General features: G+C 66.2%; 16 protein-coding genes. 14 read left to right on the top strand and 2 right to left on the bottom strand.

The window, feature by feature from the left end:
* Positions 1 to 4: 4 nt before the first annotated feature.
* The gene (locus PD284_RS25155) at positions 5 to 778 is read right to left on the bottom strand and encodes a TetR/AcrR family transcriptional regulator (RefSeq protein ID WP_274631082.1); all 774 of its coding nucleotides are present in this window, start codon (positions 776 to 778) and stop codon (positions 5 to 7) included.
* Positions 779 to 972: 194 nt separating this feature from the next.
* Between PD284_RS25155 and PD284_RS25150 the strand changes: the two genes are divergently transcribed.
* The 12 genes from PD284_RS25150 to PD284_RS25095 all read left to right on the top strand — a co-directional run bounded on the left by PD284_RS25150 (position 973) and on the right by PD284_RS25095 (position 12,413).
* Complete coding sequence (locus tag PD284_RS25150) at positions 973 to 2,358, top strand: ABC transporter substrate-binding protein (protein WP_274631081.1); 1,386 nt, start codon at positions 973 to 975, stop codon at positions 2,356 to 2,358.
* 4 nt (positions 2,359 to 2,362) lie between these two features.
* Positions 2,363 to 3,304: a carbohydrate ABC transporter permease gene (locus PD284_RS25145; RefSeq protein ID WP_274631080.1), complete on the top strand. Its 942-nt coding sequence runs from the start codon at positions 2,363 to 2,365 to the stop codon at positions 3,302 to 3,304.
* Positions 3,301 to 4,140: a carbohydrate ABC transporter permease gene (locus PD284_RS25140; protein WP_274631079.1), complete on the top strand. Its 840-nt coding sequence runs from the start codon at positions 3,301 to 3,303 to the stop codon at positions 4,138 to 4,140. The genes PD284_RS25145 and PD284_RS25140 overlap by 4 nt, the downstream gene beginning before the upstream one ends.
* A complete protein-coding gene (locus tag PD284_RS25135; protein ID WP_274631078.1) occupies positions 4,137 to 5,195 on the top strand; it encodes an ABC transporter ATP-binding protein in 1,059 nt (352 codons plus the stop codon). The genes PD284_RS25140 and PD284_RS25135 overlap by 4 nt, the downstream gene beginning before the upstream one ends.
* Positions 5,192 to 5,959, top strand: coding sequence for a GntR family transcriptional regulator (locus tag PD284_RS25130; RefSeq protein WP_274631077.1), 768 nt, complete (start codon positions 5,192 to 5,194; stop codon positions 5,957 to 5,959). The genes PD284_RS25135 and PD284_RS25130 overlap by 4 nt, the downstream gene beginning before the upstream one ends.
* A gap of 23 nt (positions 5,960 to 5,982) precedes the next feature.
* Positions 5,983 to 7,620, top strand: a complete 1,638-nt coding sequence (locus tag PD284_RS25125; RefSeq protein ID WP_274631076.1) for an arylsulfatase — start codon at positions 5,983 to 5,985, stop codon at positions 7,618 to 7,620.
* A 16-nt stretch (positions 7,621 to 7,636) separates the two neighbouring features.
* Positions 7,637 to 8,587 (top strand): formylglycine-generating enzyme family protein, encoded by a 951-nt coding sequence (locus PD284_RS25120; RefSeq protein WP_274631149.1) that lies wholly within the window; start codon positions 7,637 to 7,639, stop codon positions 8,585 to 8,587.
* A 183-nt stretch (positions 8,588 to 8,770) separates the two neighbouring features.
* Positions 8,771 to 9,214: an antitoxin Xre/MbcA/ParS toxin-binding domain-containing protein gene (locus PD284_RS25115; protein ID WP_274631075.1), complete on the top strand. Its 444-nt coding sequence runs from the start codon at positions 8,771 to 8,773 to the stop codon at positions 9,212 to 9,214.
* Positions 9,214 to 9,675 (top strand): RES family NAD+ phosphorylase, encoded by a 462-nt coding sequence (locus PD284_RS25110; protein ID WP_274631074.1) that lies wholly within the window; start codon positions 9,214 to 9,216, stop codon positions 9,673 to 9,675. Before PD284_RS25115 ends, PD284_RS25110 begins: the two co-directional genes overlap by 1 nt.
* 59 nt (positions 9,676 to 9,734) lie before the next feature.
* Positions 9,735 to 11,000: a 3-oxo-tetronate kinase gene (gene otnK, locus PD284_RS25105; RefSeq protein ID WP_274631073.1), complete on the top strand. Its 1,266-nt coding sequence runs from the start codon at positions 9,735 to 9,737 to the stop codon at positions 10,998 to 11,000.
* Complete coding sequence (gene otnC, locus PD284_RS25100) at positions 10,997 to 11,644, top strand: 3-oxo-tetronate 4-phosphate decarboxylase (RefSeq protein WP_274631072.1); 648 nt, start codon at positions 10,997 to 10,999, stop codon at positions 11,642 to 11,644. The genes otnK and otnC overlap by 4 nt, the downstream gene beginning before the upstream one ends.
* 1 nt (position 11,645) lies before the next feature.
* On the top strand, positions 11,646 to 12,413 hold the full coding sequence (locus tag PD284_RS25095; RefSeq protein WP_274631071.1) for a hydroxypyruvate isomerase family protein: 768 nt from the start codon (positions 11,646 to 11,648) through the stop codon (positions 12,411 to 12,413).
* A 57-nt stretch (positions 12,414 to 12,470) separates the two neighbouring features.
* On the opposite strand, the gene PD284_RS25090 is transcribed toward PD284_RS25095, so the two are convergent.
* Positions 12,471 to 15,212 carry a cation-transporting P-type ATPase gene (locus PD284_RS25090; RefSeq protein WP_274631070.1) on the bottom strand — a complete coding sequence of 914 codons (2,742 nt, stop codon included), beginning with the start codon at positions 15,210 to 15,212 and terminating at the stop codon, positions 12,471 to 12,473.
* A 288-nt stretch (positions 15,213 to 15,500) separates the two neighbouring features.
* On the opposite strand from PD284_RS25090, the gene PD284_RS25085 reads away from it, so the two are divergent.
* Positions 15,501 to 16,568: an HlyD family secretion protein gene (locus PD284_RS25085; RefSeq protein ID WP_274631069.1), complete on the top strand. Its 1,068-nt coding sequence runs from the start codon at positions 15,501 to 15,503 to the stop codon at positions 16,566 to 16,568.
* Positions 16,532 to 19,345, top strand: coding sequence for a ribosome-associated ATPase/putative transporter RbbA (gene rbbA / locus PD284_RS25080; RefSeq protein WP_411956293.1), 2,814 nt, complete (start codon positions 16,532 to 16,534; stop codon positions 19,343 to 19,345). Before PD284_RS25085 ends, rbbA begins: the two co-directional genes overlap by 37 nt.

Raw genomic sequence — 19,345 nt, 5'->3', positions numbered from 1 at the left:
GCGGTCAGCCGTCGGCCGGCTCGCTGGCCGAACGCGAATGGAGGTGTTCCGCGTCGACCAGCCATCGGATGTCACGCAGTATGTCCGCGCGCTGTTCATCCGACCAGGAATGAAGGTTGTGCAGTTCAAGTCTCTTGAGCCCCTCCAGAGCCAGGAACGCGAGTATGGCGCCGCGCGGGTTTGCCGCCGTCTCCGTGACCGATGCGATCATCCGGACGTAAACATCCTCTACGTAGCCGCGCGCCTCGGCATCCTCGGCCAGGGCAGCGACCAGGTTTACGGCGACGGCCCTCACCTCGTCGCGGATCGGCTCGGCGGCCGCCGCAATGAGGCCATTGATGGCCGCGCTTGGCGCCGAGCCCAGGCTGGCCGTGCTTGCCGCTATCCGCTGCGCTTCCGCATCCAGGCGCCGTTTGATGGCCGCGTTGACGAGCTGCTTCTTGGATTTGTAGTCGTAGATGACGCTGGCCTTGCTGATGCCGGCCTCCGCCGCGACGGCATCGAGCGTCAACTGCGCTGCGCCATCGCGGATGACCACGCGCTCTGCCGCGTCGAGAATGTCGCTCTGCTCGATCACCCTCGGACGGGCCATGTCTTCGCACCTGTTCTGTTCATTAATTTCCAACCGGTTGTTTATTATAGGTGCAGTGCAACAGAAGTTCAATTCACCAAATTGTGTGCAGGCGTCCCGATCGGATTTTTCACCGGTCGGGTCCGCGCCAATCGTCAGGCGAGCCTGGGCCGAAACCGGCCTGGAGGGCCATCTTTCCACCGCCATGAAGCCCTGCGCCTTTGTCCCGGAGAGGCGGTGTCCCGGAAACGGTGACCTGCTCGTGACAGCAGTAACGCCACGGCCGCTCCGGGCGGCTGCGCAGAACCTCAACTGCAAGGTATGACAATGTTGACTTGTTACTACATTCCAATTACCGATCGAAATTGCAGCGAGAGGCTGCTGCGCTCGGGAGGGAAATCATGAACTTCATCACTGATCGTCGGCGCTTTCTCGCCGGCGCCGCTGCAGGCGCGACCGCGCTTGCCATGCCGGCCTACATCCGCCGCGCCGGCGCGCAGGCTGCCGATCTGGCGCCATACCAATCGGCGAATATCGATTGGAAGCAGGCATCCGGCCAGCAGATCACGGTCGCCGTCATTCCGGCCGCCTATTTCGACAATCTGGCCGCCATCACCCCGCAATTCGAGGCGCTGACGGGTATCTCCGTGCGCTACGAGAAGATTCCGCCGGCGCAGATCCGCCAGAAGTGCGTCCTCGACTTCACGTCAGGCACCGGCACCTATGCGACCCACGCCGCCGACCCAATGTATTATAATTTGTATCACTCAAACGGGTGGGTCGAGGCGCTCGATCGCTTCGTCGAAGACCCGGCGAAGACCGATGCGAAATGGTTCGCGCTCGACGACGTCGTCCCCGCCTGGCGCGAGGCGAACTCGGTCGACGGCTCGCTGCTCGGCCTGCCCTACGACGGCGAGGTCACGCTGCAGGTCATGCGCAAGGACCTCTACGAGGCGAAGGGCCTGAAGCCGGCCGCCACGCTGGACGAGTTCGCCTCCAATGCGGCCGCGCTGCACGATCCGAACAACCGCGTCTGGGGCGCGGCGCTGCGCGGCGTCGCTGGCGCCGGCCAGAACGTCTACATCTACTCCTCGCTCTTCCGCGCCTTCGGCGGCGAGTGGTTCCAGGACGGCAAGCTCGTGGTCAATGGCCCGGAAGCCGAGCAGGCGCTGACCTGGTATGTCGACACCATGCGCAGCTACGCGCCGGCGGCGGCCCAGAACTGGAACTGGCCGGACATCGCCGACGCCTTCTCGCAGGGCACCATCGCGACCTATGTCGACGCCCATTCCTCGGCCTCGGTCATCAACAATCCGGAGAAATCTACCGTCGTCGGCAAGATCGCCTACGAGCGCTGGCCGGAGGGCCCGTCGGGCAAGCGGGTTTCGTCGATCTGGAACTGGGGTATGCCGATCAACGCGAAGCTCAGCGACGAAGCCAAGACCGCAACCTGGCTCTTCATCCAGTGGGCGGCGTCGGCAGAGACGCAGGCGCGCACGTCCTACCGCTTCGACGGCCCGGCCAAGCGTTCGGGCGTCAACCGGCTCTCGCTGTGGCGCGATCCGGAATATGTGAAGACCGTCAGCGCCTTCGGCGACAATTTCGTCGAGGCGACGCTCGCCTCGCTCGAGAACGACACCGACGTCAACTGGCGTCCGCGCGCCCCGCAATGGCCCGCGATCGGCGACACGCTCGCCACCGCGATCCAGGCAGCGCTTGCCGGGCAGGCGACGGTCAAGGCCGCGCTCGACGATGCGCAGGCGCGCATCGCTCCGATGATGCGCTGACCCGATGACGCTCGCCTATTCCGACGCCGCCCAATCCGGGGCGGCGTTTTCCCCGCCCGCCACCGGCCATGTCGACGTCATGGCGAAACGCGAGCGGCGCTTCGCGGTCGCCCTGCTCGCGCCGGCCTTCGTCGCGCTCGGCGCAACGACCACCTTTCCGCTGCTTTACCTGATCTGGACGAGCACGTTCCGCATGGACCTCGCCATGCCGTTCATGGACGGGTTCGTCGGCTTCGAGAATTACACTCAGCTCCTCGCCGATCCGCGCTTCTGGCAGACGCTGTCGGTCAGCATGATCTATACTGTGACCACCGTCATCGCGCAGGTCGCACTTGGCCTCGCGCTCGCGCTGCTCGTCATGAACATGAAGCGCGGCCAGGGCCTGTTCCGCTTCATCGCCATCCTTCCCGTCGTCCTTTCGCCGGCCGTCGTCGGCATGGTCTGGCGCAGCTTCATGCTGACGCCCGAATTCGGCGTCATCGACTATCTGTCGATTTCGGCCGGTCTCGGCAGCCAGAACTGGCTCGGCGATCCTTTCCTGGCCCTGGTTTCGGTCATCGTCATCCACACCTGGCAATGGACGCCGTTCGCCTTCATGGTGCTGCTGGCAAGCCTCGCCTCGTTGCCCGACGACATCTACGAAGCAGCGCGCATCGATCGCGCCGGCCCCTGGCAGAGGTTCTGGCGCATCACGCTTCCGCTTCTGCGCCCGGCGATCGTCATGGTCGTCATCATGCGCACCATGGTGGCGCTGACGGCGTTTGCCGCCATCTTCACGGTGACGGGCGGCGGCCCGGGCACGGCCACCGAGATCCTCAATCTTTACGCCTACCGCAAGTCGTTCACGGAGCTGTCGATGGGCTACGGCTCGGCGCTCGCCGTCGCGCTCCTGATCGTCACCATACTGATCTCGGCTGTCCTGTTCCTGATCCGGAGGGCGAAGTGAAGACGAAGCATCTTCGCGCCATCGGCCTCCTGGTCGTCACCGGCCTCTTCGTGATTGCCTGGGCCTTCCCCATCCTGTGGTCGGTTCTCAACTCGCTGAAGAACGAACGAGACGTGCTGGCCTATCCTCCGAAGTTCTTCTTCGAGCCGACGTTCGCGGCCTATCGCGACGTGATCTTCGGGCCGCAATCGATCCTGCCCAACCTGTGGAGCAGCTTCGTCATCTCGGCCGGAACGACGGTCTTGACCATGCTGATCGCCATCCCCGCCGCCTATGCGCTGGCGCGGCTGCGCGTGCCGGGAAGCCGATGGGCCGGCTTCTACGTGCTGGCGACCCAGATGCTGCCGCCCGTCGGCATCATCATCCCCTACTTCCTGATCCTGCGGAACATCGGCTGGATGGACACCTATCAGGGCATCATCCTGATCTACCTGTCGTTCTCGCTGCCCTTCGCGATCTGGCTGATGGTCTCCTATTTCGAGGACATCCCGTTCGAGATGGAGGAGGCCGCTGCCGTCGACGGCGCGAGCCGCCTGACGACATTGCGCAGGATCATCCTTCCGCAGGTCCAGGGCGGCATCGCCGTCACCGTCGTCTTCGTCTTCCTGAATGCCTGGAACGAGTTCCTTTTCGCAGTCGTGCTTTCGGGCAATACCGTGCGCCCGGTCACGATCGCGATGTTCAACTTCGTCTCTGTCGAGCAGACCCTCTGGACACAGCTTGCGGCGGTCTCCGTCCTCGCCATGCTGCCGGTCGTCATCCTCGGCATCATCGCACAAAAGCATATCGTCAAGGGCCTCACCGTAGGCGCAGTCAAGGGTGGAGGGCGCCGATGAGTGGCCAGGGAAAAGTCCGCTTCGAGGACGTGGTCAAGATGCACGGCACCTTCGCCGCGCTGAAGGGCGTCGACTTCGAGATCGAGCCGGGCGAATTCTTCGCGCTTCTGGGCCCATCGGGCTCGGGCAAGAGCACGACACTGCGCATCCTTGCCGGTCTCGACATGCCGACGCGCGGCCGCGTGCTGCTCGACGACCAGGACGTGACCGCACAGGACGCGCGTGAGCGCGACGTGGCGATGGTGTTCCAGTCCTACGCGCTCTACCCGCACATGACGGTCGCCCAGAACATCGCCTTCCCGCTCGAGATGGAGAAGAAGTCCAGGGCCGAGATCGAGCCGCTGGTCCGCGAGGCGGCGCGCAAGGTTCGCATCGACCAACTGCTTGATCGCCGTCCCGGACAGCTTTCGGGCGGCCAGCAGCAGCGCTGCGCGCTGGCGCGCGCCATCGTGCGCCGATCCAAGCTGTTCCTGCTCGACGAGCCGCTGTCGAACCTCGACGCCAAGCTGCGTCTGGAGACGCGGGCCGAACTGAAGCGGCTGCAGCGCGACCTCGGCGTCACGGCCGTCTACGTCACCCACGACCAGGAAGAAGCGATGACGCTCGCTGACCGCATGGCGGTCTTCATGGAGGGCGAGATCCAGCAGATCGGGCGGCCGGCCGATGTCTTCGCCCGCCCCAACAGCGTCGACGTCGCCGCCTTCATCGGCAGCCCGCCGATGAACCTGCTTCCCGGCCGCGTCGAGGACGGGCAGGTCGTCGTGGCGGGACAGCCGCTCGTCGCCGCCCCCGGCTGGATGGCCGCGCGCGATGTTGTCGTGGGCGTTCGCCCGGGAGCCGTCCATGTCGGCGCATCGGGCCGCGCGGCGACGGTCGAATTCGTCGAGAATCTCGGCGACACGGCGATCCTTGAGCTGAGGCTTGACGATGCGCCGATCCGCGCGCGAATTTCCGACGGTCGGCCCTTCGTCGAAGGCGACAAGGTCGCGATCACGGTGGCGCCGCAGGACGTGCATCTCTTCGATGCCGGAACGCGCAAGAGGATCGACGCATGAGCCGGCAGGCTCTTTCACCGGAAACGCCGCGCATCGATGCGTCGAGCAAGGTGCCGCTGCACATCCAGATCCGCGATGCGATCCGGCGCGATGCGCTCGCCGGCTCGCTTGTCGATCCGGAAGGCCGCCTTATGACCGAAGCCGAGCTCGGCGCGCATTTCGGCGTCAGCCGCGTCACCATCCGCACGGCGCTGAAGCCGCTGGTCGACGAGGGAATGTTTTCGCGCGAGCGCGGACGCGGCACCTTCCTTCGCTCGGCGGCAGTCGAGAACTGGGTCGGACGGCTGATGGGCTTCAGCGAGACGATGCGCGAGGCCGGCTATGCGGCCGGGGCGCGCATTCTCGACAAGGGCATGATCAACCGGCAGGACGCGGAGGTGAGCGAGAAGCTTGCCGAGCGCGCCGTCTGGCACCTTCACCGCCTGCGCACCGCCGACGACATCCCCGTCGCCATCGAGCACGCCTTCTACCCGCCGGACATCGGCCTCGAACTCGAGCATCGCGATCTGGAATCGATCATGATGTACCGCGTCTTCGAGGACGACCTTGGCCTGACCATCCACGAAGCTGACCAGACGATCGGCGCCGTCGTCGCCGACGAGGCGACGGCCCGGCTGCTCGGTATAGAGCCGGGACGCGCACTCCTGTCGATGGAGCGCCTCACCGTGTCGACCAGCGGGCGAGCGCTTGAATTGCTGCGCTCCGTCTACGTCCCCGAGTATTTCCGCTTCGCCATCAAGCTCGCCCGCCGCGCGGGCAACTGAACGTCCAATCCGGAGTATCTGCAATGAGCACTGCCGACCAAAAGGGCGTCCGGCCCAATGTCGTCATCATCCTCAACGACGACATGGGCTTCTCCGACATCGGCTGCTATGGCGGCGAGGTCGAGACGCCCAATCTCGACCGCCTCGCCTTTGCCGGCCTGCGCTATTCGCAGTTCTACAACACGGCCCGCTGCAGCCCGTCGCGCGCTTCGCTGCTGACCGGCCTCCACCCGCACCAGACCGGCATCGGCATCCTGACCTACGACACCGGGCCGGAAGGCTACACCGGCGATCTCGGCACAAACTGCGTGACCATGGCCGAAGTTCTGCGCGAGGCCGGGTACCGGACCTATCTCAGTGGGAAGTGGCACGTCGCCAAGAGCCTGACCGAGCCCTCGCCCGCCTGGCCGCTGCAGCGCGGCTTCGACGAATTCTATGGCACCATCATCGGCGCCGGCAGCTTCTATCACCCCAACACGCTCACCCGCGGCAACGAGAATGTCGAGCACGAGGCGGTGAACGATCCGGAATTCTTCTACACCGACGCGATCAGCGATCAGGCCGCCGACTTCATCCGCGACCATGCGCGCGACCACGCCGACCGTCCCTTCTTCCAATATGTCGCCTACACCGCGCCGCACTGGCCGCTTCATGCGCATGACGAGGACATCGCGCGCTACAAGGGCCGGTTCGATGCGGGTTGGGATAATTTGCGCGAGGAGCGGCTTGCACGGCTGGTGCGCGCCGGGATCATCGACGCCTCCTGGATGCTGACCGACCGCGACCCTACCCAGCCGGCGTGGCGCGACGCCAAGGAGAAGGAATGGCTCCTGCGCTGCATGGAGGTCTATGCCGCCCAGATCGACAGGATGGACCAGGGCATCGGCCGCATTCTCGACGCGCTCGAGGAGACCGGCCAGATGGACAACACGATGATCGTGTTCCTCTCCGACAACGGCGCCTGCGCGGAGGATATCCCCGAAGGCGTGCCCGTGCGCGAACTCGTCGACAATCTGATGATCGCGCAGGAGAAGACGCGCGACGGACGTCCTGTCCGCTTCGGCAACGATCGCTCGATCATGCCCGGCGCCGAGGACACGTACCAGAGCTACGAGACGGCCTGGGCCAACCTCTCCAACACGCCGTTCCGGCTCTACAAGCACTGGATCCACGAAGGCGGCATCTCGACGCCGCTGATCATCCACTGGCCGCAGGGCATCGAGGAAGGCGGCCTGCGCCACACGCCGGGGCAACTGCCGGACCTGATGGCGACCGTTCTCGACGTCACCGGCGCGGCCTATCCGGCAGAATACAAGGGCAACGCGATCCAGCCCTGCGAAGGCTCGAGCCTCGTACCCTCTTTCGAAGGCGACGGCGTCGAGCGCGGCCCGCTGTTCTGGGAGCATGAGGGCAATGCCGCCGTACGCGTCGGCAATTGGAAGCTCGTGCGCAAGTATCCCGGGCCATGGGAGCTCTACGACATGGAGGCCGACCGGACCGAGATGAACGATCTGGCCGCCGGCAATCCGGACCGGGTCGAGGAACTGAAGGCGCTCTACCAGGCATGGGCCGATCGCTGCGGCGTCATCGACCGCGAGACGATCCTGGCCTATCTGGCGAGCCAGCAGGGCACCGCCTTCTGGGAGAAGGAAGAGGCTTGATCCGCGCGTGAGCGCGATGACCAAGGGATGCTGCACGCCGACGCACGATCGGCGCGAGGGACCGGCTTCGGCCGCTCCCCTTGGCCGTAGCGGGTCGGCGCCCGCATTCGACTGGCGTCGCCTGGACGGCGGCGCCTTCCTGATGGGTAACAGTGAGGCGGGCCGTTTTGCCGACGACGGCGAAGGCCCGCAGCGCAGGGTCACGGTGTCGCCCTTCGCCATCGCCGCGCTGACCGTCACCAACGACCAGTTCGCCGCCTTCGTCGCCGACACCGGCTACCTCACGCAGGCCGAACGCGAAGGCTGGTCGAGCGTTTTCCACATGCTCCTGTCACCGCTCGAGAAGCGCAAGGTGCGGCAGGTGCCGCGCGAGACGCCCTGGTGGTATCCCGTCGAAGGCGCTTGCTGGAGCAGGCCCGAGGGGCCGCAATCGTCGCTCGGCGGCCGCGGCGGGCATCCGGTCGTCCATGTGAGCTGGGACGACGCCCAAGCCTATTGCCGCTGGGCGGGCGTATCGCTGCCGAGCGAGGCGCAATGGGAATATGCCGCGCGCGGCGGTCTGGAGGGCGCGCTCTATCCCTGGGGCGACGAACTCACGCCGGCTGGCGAACATCGCTGCAACATCTGGCAGGGACGATTCCCGACGCAGAATTCCGCCGAGGACGGCCATATCGGGACCGCACCGGCCTCAGCCTACAGGCCCAATGGATTTGGCCTTCACAACGCGGTCGGCAATGTCTGGCAGTGGTGTGCGGACACGTTCTCGTCCGACTATCATCGCACGACCCCTGCCCTCGACCCGCTCCACGACGACGGCGGCGAAAGGTCGATGCGCGGCGGCTCGCACCTCTGCCATGCGAGCTATTGCGACCGCTATCGCTGCGCAGCCCGGACGGGAAACGACCGCCGCACCAGCACCAGCAACATCGGCTTTCGGGTCGTGATGAGAGGCGATCGGCCAGCCTGACGGGTCAGGCTGAGAAAGGCGTGAACCCGTTCGTTTCTCGCGACCTTATGACGACGCCGCCGATCGGGCTAAGCCCCGCAAACCGCGCGGCGAAGACACTCTGCTATCAAGGTTGCCGTGATGCACTCTTGCATATGCGGCAACTTGCCTTAAATATGATAGGCAGATTGCCGGAGATCGAAGATGGCCACGTCCACCGCAGTAATCGAAAACGTCGTTCGCAAGCTGGGCGGGACACCGGTTCTCGGCGTGGACGTGCGCTCCCAGGCCGATCTCGCCATGGCGGTGCAGCGGCGGTTGCCGCTGGCGTCGCTGAAGGGACTGTCCCTGGCGGGGCTCAGCGAGCAGGAAATCGAACGCTTCGTCATCCCGCAGCGTACCAGGCGTCATCGCGCCGAAAGAAACCAGCCGCTGACGGTGGAGGAATCCGACCGCGTCGTGCGCCTTGCCCGCATCCAGTCGCTTGCCGAAGAGACCTTTGCCGACCCCGGCAAGGCCAATCGGTGGCTGCGCAAGCAGCTTGCGGAACTCGGGGGCGAGATGCCGCTCAACGTCGCGCAGACCGAAGCCGGCGCGCGCGTCATCGAGACGATCCTCGGCAAGATCGCCTGGGGCGCTGCCGCTTGATGCGGCTCTGGCGGCTTTCGGGCCATGAGTTCGCAAGCGTTTTCGACGGCGGTTACGGTCTGAGGTTCGACGGACGGTGGAACACGGCCGGCCACGCGACGACCTACGTCTCCACCTCGCCTTCGCTCTGCGTCCTCGAGAAACTGGTGCATGTCGAGGACCCGACGCTGCTGCCTGCGCTCGACATGGTTGCCTACGACGTCCCGGACGGCGTGCCGGTCGCGCGGCTGACCCTCTCCGATCTCCCAGGCGACTGGCGTCGTCGCGAAGCCGAAACGCAGCAGATCGGCGATACATGGCTCTCCGGCCAGGACGCCGCGGTGCTTTTCGTGCCGTCGGCGATCGTGGCCCTGCCGGAAAGCCCGGACGAGAACGCGATCATCAACCATCGCCATCCGGCGGCCTCGACAATACAGATCGCGTGGACCCGGCCGTTCGAGCTTGACATCCGGCTGTTCTAGCGGTCGACAACAGGGATCGCGCATCCAGGATTGCCGGCAACGACCAGGGGCTTCATGACATGTACCTAGGCTGCATCGGAGACGATTTTACCGGTTCCAGCGATCTTGCGAACACCTTGACCAAGGCCGGGTTCAACACCGTCCAGTACAACGGCGTTCCCCGCCATGACGCGCAGCCGGGCGTGGAGGCGGCGGTCGTCGCTCTCAAGACCCGCACCCTGCCGGTCCAAGAGGCGGTCGCGGCAAGCCTGGAGGCGCTCGAATGGCTGCGTCTCCAGGGGTGCAGCCAGTTCTATTTCAAGTATTGCTCGACCTTCGATTCCACGCCGCAGGGCAATATCGGGCCGGTGCTCGACGCGATGATGGATGCATTGCACGCGCCGCGGGCGCTGGTGTGCCCGGCATTCCCGGCCACCGGACGCACCGTCTACCAAGGGCACCTGTTCGTGAATGACCGGCTGCTGAGCGAATCGGGCATGCAGAACCACCCGCTCACCCCGATGACGGACCCGGACATCCGCCGCTGGCTCTCCCGCCAGACCGCCCGCAAGGTCGGCCATGTGGGGATCCGGACCATCCGGGACGGCGTCGAACCGGTTCGGGCGGCGTTTGATCGCCTCACCCGGGACGAGGTCCGGCACATCGTCGTCGACACGCTCGACGACGCCGACCTGATGACCCTGGCGCAGGCGGCCAGGGGCGAAATCCTGATCAGCGGCGCGTCGGGTCTCGGCATGGGGCTGGCGCAGAATTTTCCGCTGTCGGGGCAGAAAGCATCGGCGCTGGACCTCGGCTGGGCCAACAGGACGGTCGTGGCGCTCGCCGGGTCCTGCTCTGTGCGCACCCGCGAACAGATCGACGCCCACATGGCGCAGCACCCGGCCAGGCATCTCGGGGCGGATGAGGTGCTGGCGGGAGACGTCACCGCCGAGGGCCTGGCGGACTGGGCCCTCGAACAGGCGCGGGACACCGACCGCGTCCCCCTGATCTATTCGTCGGCCGATCCCGACACCGTCCGCGCGCTCCAACGGCAGCATGGCGGCGAGCGCATCGCCGCCGCCTTCGAGAACCTCCTTGCCGGAACCGCAAGGGCCCTGGTCGAACGGGGCGTGACGCGACTGATCACGGCGGGCGGCGAAACCAGCGGGGCCATAGTCACGGAACTTGGCATCAGGGGCTTTGAAATCGGTCCGGAGATCGCGCCCGGCGTGCCCGTCGTCAAGGTTCTTGGCGAAGAGCGGGCGCTGGCGCTCAAATCAGGGAACTTTGGCGACATCGACTTTTTTGCCAAGGCTGCCGCCGCTTTGAGGGGAGAAGGCGCGTGAGCGAGCAAACCGCATCGCGGGACGCCATTTGCCGGTTCGCCGCTTCGATCTTCGCGCGCGGCCTGACCAGCGGCAGCTCAGGCAATATTTCGCTGCGTCTCTCCGATGGAGGTTTCCTCGTCACCCCGACAGGCTCGTCGCTGGGCACGCTGGACCCCGCACGGCTGACCCTGCTCGATGCAGCGGGACGATACGTTTCCGGCGACAGGCCCACCAAGGAACTGCCGCTGCATGCGGCCATCTATGAAACGCGCGGAGAGCTTTCGGGCGCGGTCGTTCACCTCCACTCGACACATTCCGTGGGCGTTTCCATCCTGCCCGGAGTAGACCCGGACTGCGTCTTTCCCCCGCTGACGGCCTATTCGGTCATGCGGCTCGGCCGGGTCGCCATGCTCCCCTATTTCCGGCCGGGGGATCCGGCGATGGCCGACGCGGTTCGCGAGCACGCGGGCACGCGTAGCGCCTTCCTGCTCGCCCACCATGGCCCCGTGGTCGCCGGCAAGACGCTGGATGACGCCGTCAATGCCATGGAAGAGTTCGAGGAAACGGCGCGCCTGATGCTTCTCACCTTCGGCAAGTCCCCCAAAACGCTCTCCAAAGAGCAGGTTGCCGATCTCGTCACCCATTTCGACGTTCAGTATTGACATGAAGATTTCCGCCAACCTGGGTTTCCTTTTCACGGACCGGCCCCTGCCCGAGCGCATCCTGGCGGCCGCGGAGCTGGGCTTCTCCGCCGTCGAGCTGCACTGGCCCTATGACACGCCCGCACGGGACGTGCGCGCCGCGCTCGACCGCACGGGCCTGCCGGTTCTCGCCCTGAACACCATCCGGGGCGACGTCTCCTCCGGAGAGAACGGATTGAGTGCACTGGCCGGTCGGGAGAAGGAGGCGCGTGCGGCCATTGCCCAGGCCTTCGCCTATGGCCGGGACATCGGCGCCGGCAGCGTGCACGTCATGTCTGGACGCAAGGGCGACGGCGCCGATTGGGACGTCCTTGCGGCCAATCTCGACTATGCCTGCGCTCTGGCCGCAGACGCCGGCATGGGCGTCCTCGTCGAGCCGCTCAATCCCTTCGATGCGCCCGACTATCTGTTGTCTCGCCTGGAAGACGCTGCGGACCTGCTCGACCGTGTCGCCAACCCGGCGCTCCGGGTGATGTTCGACATCTACCACCTGGCGCGCATGGGCTATGACTTAATCGAAGCCTATCGGACGCACCGCGCCATCGTGGGGCACGTCCAGTTCGCTTCGGTTCCCGATCGCGCCGAGCCCGACCATGGCGACGTCGACATCGCGCAGCTGCTCGCAGCGCTGTCCCGGGAAGGCTACGAGGGGCATTTCGGCGCCGAATACAAGCCCCGTACCGGCCGGTTCGACTGGCTCGACGAGCTCTCGTCCCAAGTCGGCTCCTGAGCATCTCTTCTTCCGGTTCCCGCCCTCACGGTGGGACTTTCTGGATTCGGCAGCTGGTCAGTCGGCCCGCCACGCGGCAGGCCAGAACCGCCGCATCGCCATCTTTTCGAGCTCGAGTATGACCATCGACGCCACGCCTATCGCCACGATCAGCAGGCCGTCGGTGAACCCGACCGGCGCGCTGTCGAAGAGCGCGTGCATGAACGGGGCGTAGGTGAACGCGACCTGCGCCACCACGACGATCGCGACCGCCACCAGCACGGACGGCGTGCCTGCGGCGCCGATCAGGCTGAACGACGTCATATGGAGGTAGCGAACGTTGAAGAGGTAGAAGATTTCCAGCACCATCACGGTGTTGACCACCATGGTGCGCGCGCCTGCCTCGCTGTAGCCCCGCCCGATCGCGTATTCGAATACGCCCAGCACGGCGAGGGTGAAAAGCAGCGACACGAAGACCACCCGCCATATCAGGAACGGCGAGAGGATAGGCGCATCGCGCCGCCGGGGCGGACGCTGCATGACATTCGGCTCGGCAGGCTCGAACGCCAGCACGAGGCCGAGCGTCACCGACGAGATCATGTTGATCCATAGGATCTGGACCGGCGTCATCGGCAGCACCAGCCCGAAGGCGATGGCGAGGATGACGACGAGCGTCTCGCCGCCATTGGTCGGGAGCGTCCAGCCGATCACCTTGCGGATGTTGTCGTAGACGGTCCTGCCTTCATGGACGGCGGCGACGATCGAGGTGAAGTTGTCGTCGAGGAGCACCATTTGCGCCGCCTCCTTGGCGGCCTCGGTCCCCTTCAGGCCCATGGCGACGCCGACGTCCGCCTGCTTGACCGCAGGAGCGTCGTTGACCCCGTCGCCGGTCATGGCGACGATGTGTCCGTTCGCCTGGAGGGCCCGCACGATCCGCAGCTTGTGGCCGGGCGCAGCGCGGGCAAAGACGCTCGCCTCTTCCGCCACCTTGCGCAGTCCCTCGTCCGAGGCGCCGTCGAGGGCAACGCCCTCGATCGCCTTCGGCTCGTCGGCCAGGGCGAGTTGGCGGGCGATCGCGACGGCGGTGCCGCCGTGATCCCCCGTGATCATCTTGACCGCGATCCCGGCGGAACGGCACAGCGCCACGGCCTTGAACGCCTCCTCCCGCGGCGGGTCGACGAAACCGACGACGCCGAGAAGGGTGAGCCCCGTCTCGACCATGCCGAAGTCCAGGCGCTCGACGTCGGGTGGGGCCGTCTTCACCGCGAAGCCCAGCAGGCGCTCGCCCTTTGCCGCGGCCTCGTCGAGACGCTGCCGCCAGTATTCCATGTTTATCGGAGCGTCGGGCGCGGCGCCGGCCTCTTGCGAGCACATCGACAGCACGCGCTCCGGCGCCCCCTTCACGAATATCCGCAAGCCGCCCGCCGGATCGCGATTGAGCGTCGCCATGAAGCGGTGTTGGGCGTCGAACGGGATTTCATCGACGCGTGGCCACGCCTCGCGCTCGGCTTCGGGATGCAGTCCGGCCTTGGCTGCCAGTGCGACAAGCGCCCCTTCCATGGGATCGCCGCGCACGCGCCAGGAACCGTCGTTCTCGATCAGGTCGGCGTCGTTGCACAGCAGCCCCGCGCGCATCAGGTCGTCGCGCACCGGATCGGACGCCAGGTCCCCGCCCGCCAGGTCGGTCAGCTTGCCCTCCGGGGCATATCCCGAACCGGTCGCCAGGATCACGCCCGACGCGGTGGCGGCATGACGCGCCGTCATTTCGTTCTTCGTCAGCGTGCCGGTCTTGTCCGAACAGATGACAGACGTAGCGCCGAGCGTTTCCACCGCCGGCAGGCGTCGCACCACCGCATTGCGCGCCGCCATGCGGCGGACGCCGATAGCCAGCGTTATGGTTATGACCGCCGGCAAGCCCTCCGGCACGACGCCGACCGCCAGGGCCACGACCACCATCAGCGCATCGACAGGGTTGTAGCCGCGCACGAGCGTGGAGAAGGCAAACAGGGTCGCCGCCATCACGATGGCGAACCATGTGAACCATCGGCCGAACTGGTTGATCTGCGCCAGCAGCGGCGTCGTCACGGCGCCGACCTCGCTGATGAGCCCCGAGATGCGGCCGATCTCGGTCGATGAGCCAGTGGCGACCACCACGCCCATCCCCTGTCCGGTCGGCACAAGGGTTCCCGAAAAGAGCATCGAGCGCCGGTCGGCCAGGGGAGCATCCTCGGCGACCGGCTCCTCCATCTTGTCGGCAGGAACGGACTCGCCGGTCAGGATCGCCTCATCCGCCGTCAGGCCGCGCGCCCTCAGGACACGGATGTCGGCCGGCACCTTGTCGCCCGCCTCCACGACCACGACATCGCCCGGAACGATGCGGCGCGCATCGATCTTGTGGCGTTCTCCGTCCCGCACCACGATCGCATGCGGCGCGATCATGTCGCGGATGGCGTCGAGCGCCTGCTCTGCCTTGCCTTCCTGGATGAAGCCGATGATCGCATTGACCAGCACGACCGCCAGGATGACGGCGCCGTCGACGAGATGCCCGAGCGCCGTCGCCGCGACAGCCGCGGCCAGCAGGACATAGATCAGCGCATTGTTGAACTGGCCCAGGAAACGCAGAACCGGGTTCTGCCGCGGCGCGGCGGGAAGCTGGTTCGGACCGCTGGCGCTGAGCCGTCGCGCGGCTTCGTCGCGGTCCAACCCGTTTGCGCTCGTCGCCAGCCTGGCAAGGGCATCGGCAGCGGCGGCTGCATGCCAGTCCTGGAGATCTGCGCCGTTCCGCGGTGGATGCATGCTGACATCGGCTACTCTCGCCATGCGCTTCCATCCTCGCTGCATCATCGAAGAAGCTGCCTTCGAGGCCCCGTCCAGCAGGCTATTTTTCCGGTCTGGCCGGGTCAACGCCGTCAGCCTTGATCAACCGGCGCTTTTGGGCAACCCTGCCTTCCAAGGGGCACGGTGGATCCGACTACGGAAGCGGCGCTCCCGATGGCGCGAGTCAGATGTGTTCTCGGCGGGCCGGAACCGCCTCCTCACGACGGTTCTTCACCGGAACGTGCACTCCGGGGATCGATCCTCGCGTGAAATCAGGATGAGGCGCTCTCGATGAACATCAGGAAGAACTGGGTTCTGACCATCCTCGGTTTCGCGCTGCTCGCGGGCGGCTACTATGCGTGGCAGCAATACGCCAATCCCGGCCTGCCCGAGGGCATCGCCTCCGGCAATGGCCGCATCGAGGCGGTCGAGATCGACGTTTCCGCCCGCATCCCCGGGCGCATCAAGGAGATCCTGGCCAACGACGGCGATTTCGTCGAAGCCGGCCAGGTCCTGGCGCGCATGGACACCGACCAGCTCGAAGCGCAGCGACGGCAGGCGGAAGCTCAGTTGAAGCGGGCGAAGATCAGCGTCGACACGGCGCGCAGCGTGGTGACGCAGCGCCAGGCCGAGCGGGAGGCGGCCGAGGCGGTCGTCGCACAGCGCGAGGCGCAGCAGGACAACGCCGACAGGCAGCTGGCGCGATCGGAGCAACTGGTGCGCACCGACAACGTGTCCCGCCAGATCCTGGACAACGACCGCGCCGCGGCCCTGCAGGCCAAGGCTGCGGTCAATGCCGCGCGCGCCCAGCTTGCGGCGACGGACGCCGCTGTCGGTGCCGCCAATGCGCTGGTGATCGACGCCGAGGCCGCCGTCGACGCCGCGCAGGCGGCGATCGAGGCCATCGACGCCGACATCGACGATGCGGTCCTGCGCTCGCCCCGCGCCGGCCGGGTGCAATATCGCGTGGCCCAGCCCGGCGAGGTTCTGGCTGCCGGCGGCCGCGTTCTCAACCTCGTCGATCTGGGCGACGTCTACATGACGTTCTTCCTGCCGACGGCACAGGCCGGACGCATCGCCGTCGGCTCGGAGGTCAGGCTCGTCCTCGACGCAGCCCCGCAGTACGTCATCCCGGCGAAGGCGAGCTTCGTCGCGGACGTCGCGCAGTTCACGCCGAAGACGGTAGAGACCGAGGAGGAACGCCAGAAGCTGATGTTCCGGATCAAGGCGCAGATTTCTCCGGAACTGCTCAAGAAGTACATCCAGTACGTCAAGACCGGCCTGCCGGGAGTGGCCTACGTCAAGCTCGATCCGCAAGCGGAATGGCCGGCCCATCTCCAACAGGTGCTGGCGCCGTGACCATCGACGCCGAAGCCGAAGCCGACGCGGCGCGCACCAGCGTGGCGCCTGTCGCGCGGCTCAAGGGCGTCGGCCTCTCCTACGGAAAGCGGCGCGCCCTCGACGGCATCACGCTGGACATTCCGGGCGGATGCATGGTCGGCCTGATCGGCCCGGACGGCGTCGGCAAATCGAGCCTGCTGTCGCTGATCTCGGGCGCGCATGTCGTCCAGGAAGGCCGTGTCGAGGTGCTCGAGGGGGACATCGCGGACGCAGGCCACCGCCGCGGGGCCTATCAGCGCATCGCCTACATGCCGCAGGGCCTCGGCCGCAATCTCTACCCGACGCTGTCGGTTTTCGAGAACATCGATTTCTTCGGACGGCTGTTCGGGCACGACAGGGCGGAACGCGTGCGGCGCATCGACATGCTGCTCGAGCGCACCGGCATGTCGCCGTTCGCCGAGCGGCCGGCGGGCAAGCTGTCGGGCGGCATGAAGCAGAAGACGAGCCTCTGCTGCTCGCTCATCCACGATCCCGACCTGCTGATCCTGGACGAACCGACCACCGGCGTGGACCCGCTCTCGCGCCGCCAGTTCTGGGAGCTGATCGACGACATCAGGCGCGACAGCCCCGGCATGAGCGTCATCGTCGCGACCGCCTACATGGAGGAGGCGGCGCGATTCGACTGGCTGGCCGCGATGGATGAAGGACGGATCCTGGCGACGGGGACGCCGGCGGACCTGCTCGCGAGGACCGGCGCGGACAATCTCGACGCCGCCTTCGTCGCGCTCCTTCCCGAAGCAAAGCGGCGGGGGCACAGCGAGGTCTCGATCCCGCCGAGAACCGCGCTTGCGGACGACGAGATCGCCATCGCCGCACGGAACGTGACCGTGCGCTTCGGCGACTTCACCGCGGTCGACAATGTCAGCTTCGAGATCCCGCGCGGCGAGATCTTCGGGTTCCTCGGCTCCAACGGCTGCGGCAAGACGACGACGATGAAGGTGCTGACAGGTCTGCTGCCGGCCAGCGAAGGCACGGCCCTGCTGTTTGGCCGCGAAGTCGATCCGCGCGACCTCGCCGTGCGCCGGCGTGTCGGCTACATGAGCCAGGCCTTCTCGCTCTACACGGAGCTGACGGTCCGCCAGAACCTCGACCTGCATGCCCGCCTGTTCTTCATGCCGGCGGAGGCCATTCCCGACCGGATCGCGGAGATGGCGCGCAAGTTCGACCTGGACGGCATCATGGATTCCCTGCCCGACGCGCTGCCGCTCGGCATCCGCCAGCGTCTCTCGCTCGCCGTGGCGATGATCCACTCGCCGGAGATCCTGATCCTGGACGAGCCGACCTCCGGCGTCGATCCTGTAGCCCGCGACGGTTTCTGGCAGATCCTGTCGGACCTTTCGCGGCAGGACGGCGTCACCATCTTCGTCTCCACGCATTTCATGAATGAAGCGGCGTTCTGCGACCGCATCTCGCTCATGCATGCCGGCAAGGTGCTGGTCAGCGATACCCCGGCCGCGATCGTGGCGCACAGGAAGGCCGCGACGCTCGAGGACGCATTCGTGGCCTATCTCGAAGAAGCCATCGAGGAAGGCCCGCAACCGGCGGCGAAAGCCCTCCCCGCGGCGCCGTCCGAAACCGGCGTCCTGGCGCATGCGGCGGCCGACAGCCCGTTCAGTTTCCGGCGTATGTTCGCCTATGCGCACCGCGAGACGCTGGAGTTGCAGCGCGATCCGATCCGCGCCAGCCTGGCGATCATCGGCTCGGTGCTGCTCCTGTTCGTCATCGGCTTCGGCATCAGCATGGATGTCGAGGACCTGACCTTCGCCGTGCTCGACCGCGACGACACCACCGTCAGCCGGGACTATGTGCAACAGATCGCCGGCTCCCGTTATTTCATCGAACGCGATCCGATCGTCGACTATGCCGATCTCGACAAGCGCATGGCGGATGGCGAGATCAGCCTCGCCATCGAGATTCCGCCGAACTTCGGCCGCGATGTGGCGCGCGGAACGGATGTGGAGATCGGCGCCTGGATCGACGGCGCCATGCCTTCGCGCGCCGAGACGGTCAGGGGCTATGTGCAGGGCATGCACCAGACGTGGCTGGCGCAGAAGGTGCGCGAACGCTACGGCGACGCCGCGAACATCGGCAGTTTCCAGCTGGAGATACGCTACCGCTACAATCCCGACGTGCAGAGCCTGGTCGCGATGGTGCCGGCGGTCATCCCGCTGCTGCTCCTGATGATCCCGGCCATGCTGGCGGTGCTCAGCGTCGTGCGCGAGAAGGAACTCGGATCCATCGTAAACTTCTACGTGACGCCGGTCACCCGTCTGGAATTCCTGGTCGGCAAGCAATCGCCCTATGTCGTGCTGGCGATGCTGAATTTCTTCATGCTGACGGCCTGCGCGGTCTTCGTGTTCGGCGTGCCGTTCACCGGCAGCTTCCCCGCCCTCACGGCGGCCGCCCTGCTCTACGTGATCTTCACCACCGGCATGGGACTGGTGATCTCCAGCTTCATCGGCAGCCAGATCGCCGCCATCTTCGCCACGGCCCTGATCACGCTCATCCCCGCCGTGCAGTATTCCGGGATGATCGACCCGGTCTCCTCGCTGGAAGGTGTCGGCGCCTTCATCGGCAGGATCTATCCCACCACCTATTTCATGACCATCTCGCGAGGCACCTTCTCCAAGGCGCTGGAGTTTCGCGATCTCGTCGGCTCGTTCATCCCGCTGATCATCGCAGTGCCGGTGCTGTTCATCCTGGGAACGGCACTCCTGAAAAAACAGGCGTCCTGA

Origin of the sequence: Mesorhizobium shangrilense (genome assembly GCF_028826155.1) — a bacterium.
Lineage (GTDB): Bacteria > Pseudomonadota > Alphaproteobacteria > Rhizobiales > Rhizobiaceae > Arvimicrobium > Arvimicrobium flavum.
Note: the sequence above shows the minus strand (reverse complement) of the source record. Positions and strands in the feature narration are given on the sequence as shown.

Coding starts and splice junctions, on each gene's coding strand:
- PD284_RS25155 (WP_274631082.1), bottom strand. CDS start 778: ATGGCGGTGGAAAGATGGCCCTCCAGGCCGGTTTCGGCCCAGGCTCGC.
- PD284_RS25150 (WP_274631081.1), top strand. CDS start 973: ATGAACTTCATCACTGATCGTCGGCGCTTTCTCGCCGGCGCCGCTGCA.
- PD284_RS25145 (WP_274631080.1), top strand. CDS start 2,363: ATGACGCTCGCCTATTCCGACGCCGCCCAATCCGGGGCGGCGTTTTCC.
- PD284_RS25135 (WP_274631078.1), top strand. CDS start 4,137: ATGAGTGGCCAGGGAAAAGTCCGCTTCGAGGACGTGGTCAAGATGCAC.
- PD284_RS25130 (WP_274631077.1), top strand. CDS start 5,192: ATGAGCCGGCAGGCTCTTTCACCGGAAACGCCGCGCATCGATGCGTCG.
- PD284_RS25125 (WP_274631076.1), top strand. CDS start 5,983: ATGAGCACTGCCGACCAAAAGGGCGTCCGGCCCAATGTCGTCATCATC.
- PD284_RS25120 (WP_274631149.1), top strand. CDS start 7,637: ATGACCAAGGGATGCTGCACGCCGACGCACGATCGGCGCGAGGGACCG.
- PD284_RS25115 (WP_274631075.1), top strand. CDS start 8,771: ATGGCCACGTCCACCGCAGTAATCGAAAACGTCGTTCGCAAGCTGGGC.
- PD284_RS25110 (WP_274631074.1), top strand. CDS start 9,214: ATGCGGCTCTGGCGGCTTTCGGGCCATGAGTTCGCAAGCGTTTTCGAC.
- otnK (WP_274631073.1), top strand. CDS start 9,735: ATGTACCTAGGCTGCATCGGAGACGATTTTACCGGTTCCAGCGATCTT.
- PD284_RS25095 (WP_274631071.1), top strand. CDS start 11,646: ATGAAGATTTCCGCCAACCTGGGTTTCCTTTTCACGGACCGGCCCCTG.
- PD284_RS25090 (WP_274631070.1), bottom strand. CDS start 15,212: ATGGCGAGAGTAGCCGATGTCAGCATGCATCCACCGCGGAACGGCGCA.
- PD284_RS25085 (WP_274631069.1), top strand. CDS start 15,501: ATGAACATCAGGAAGAACTGGGTTCTGACCATCCTCGGTTTCGCGCTG.
- rbbA (WP_411956293.1), top strand. CDS start 16,532: ATGGCCGGCCCATCTCCAACAGGTGCTGGCGCCGTGACCATCGACGCC.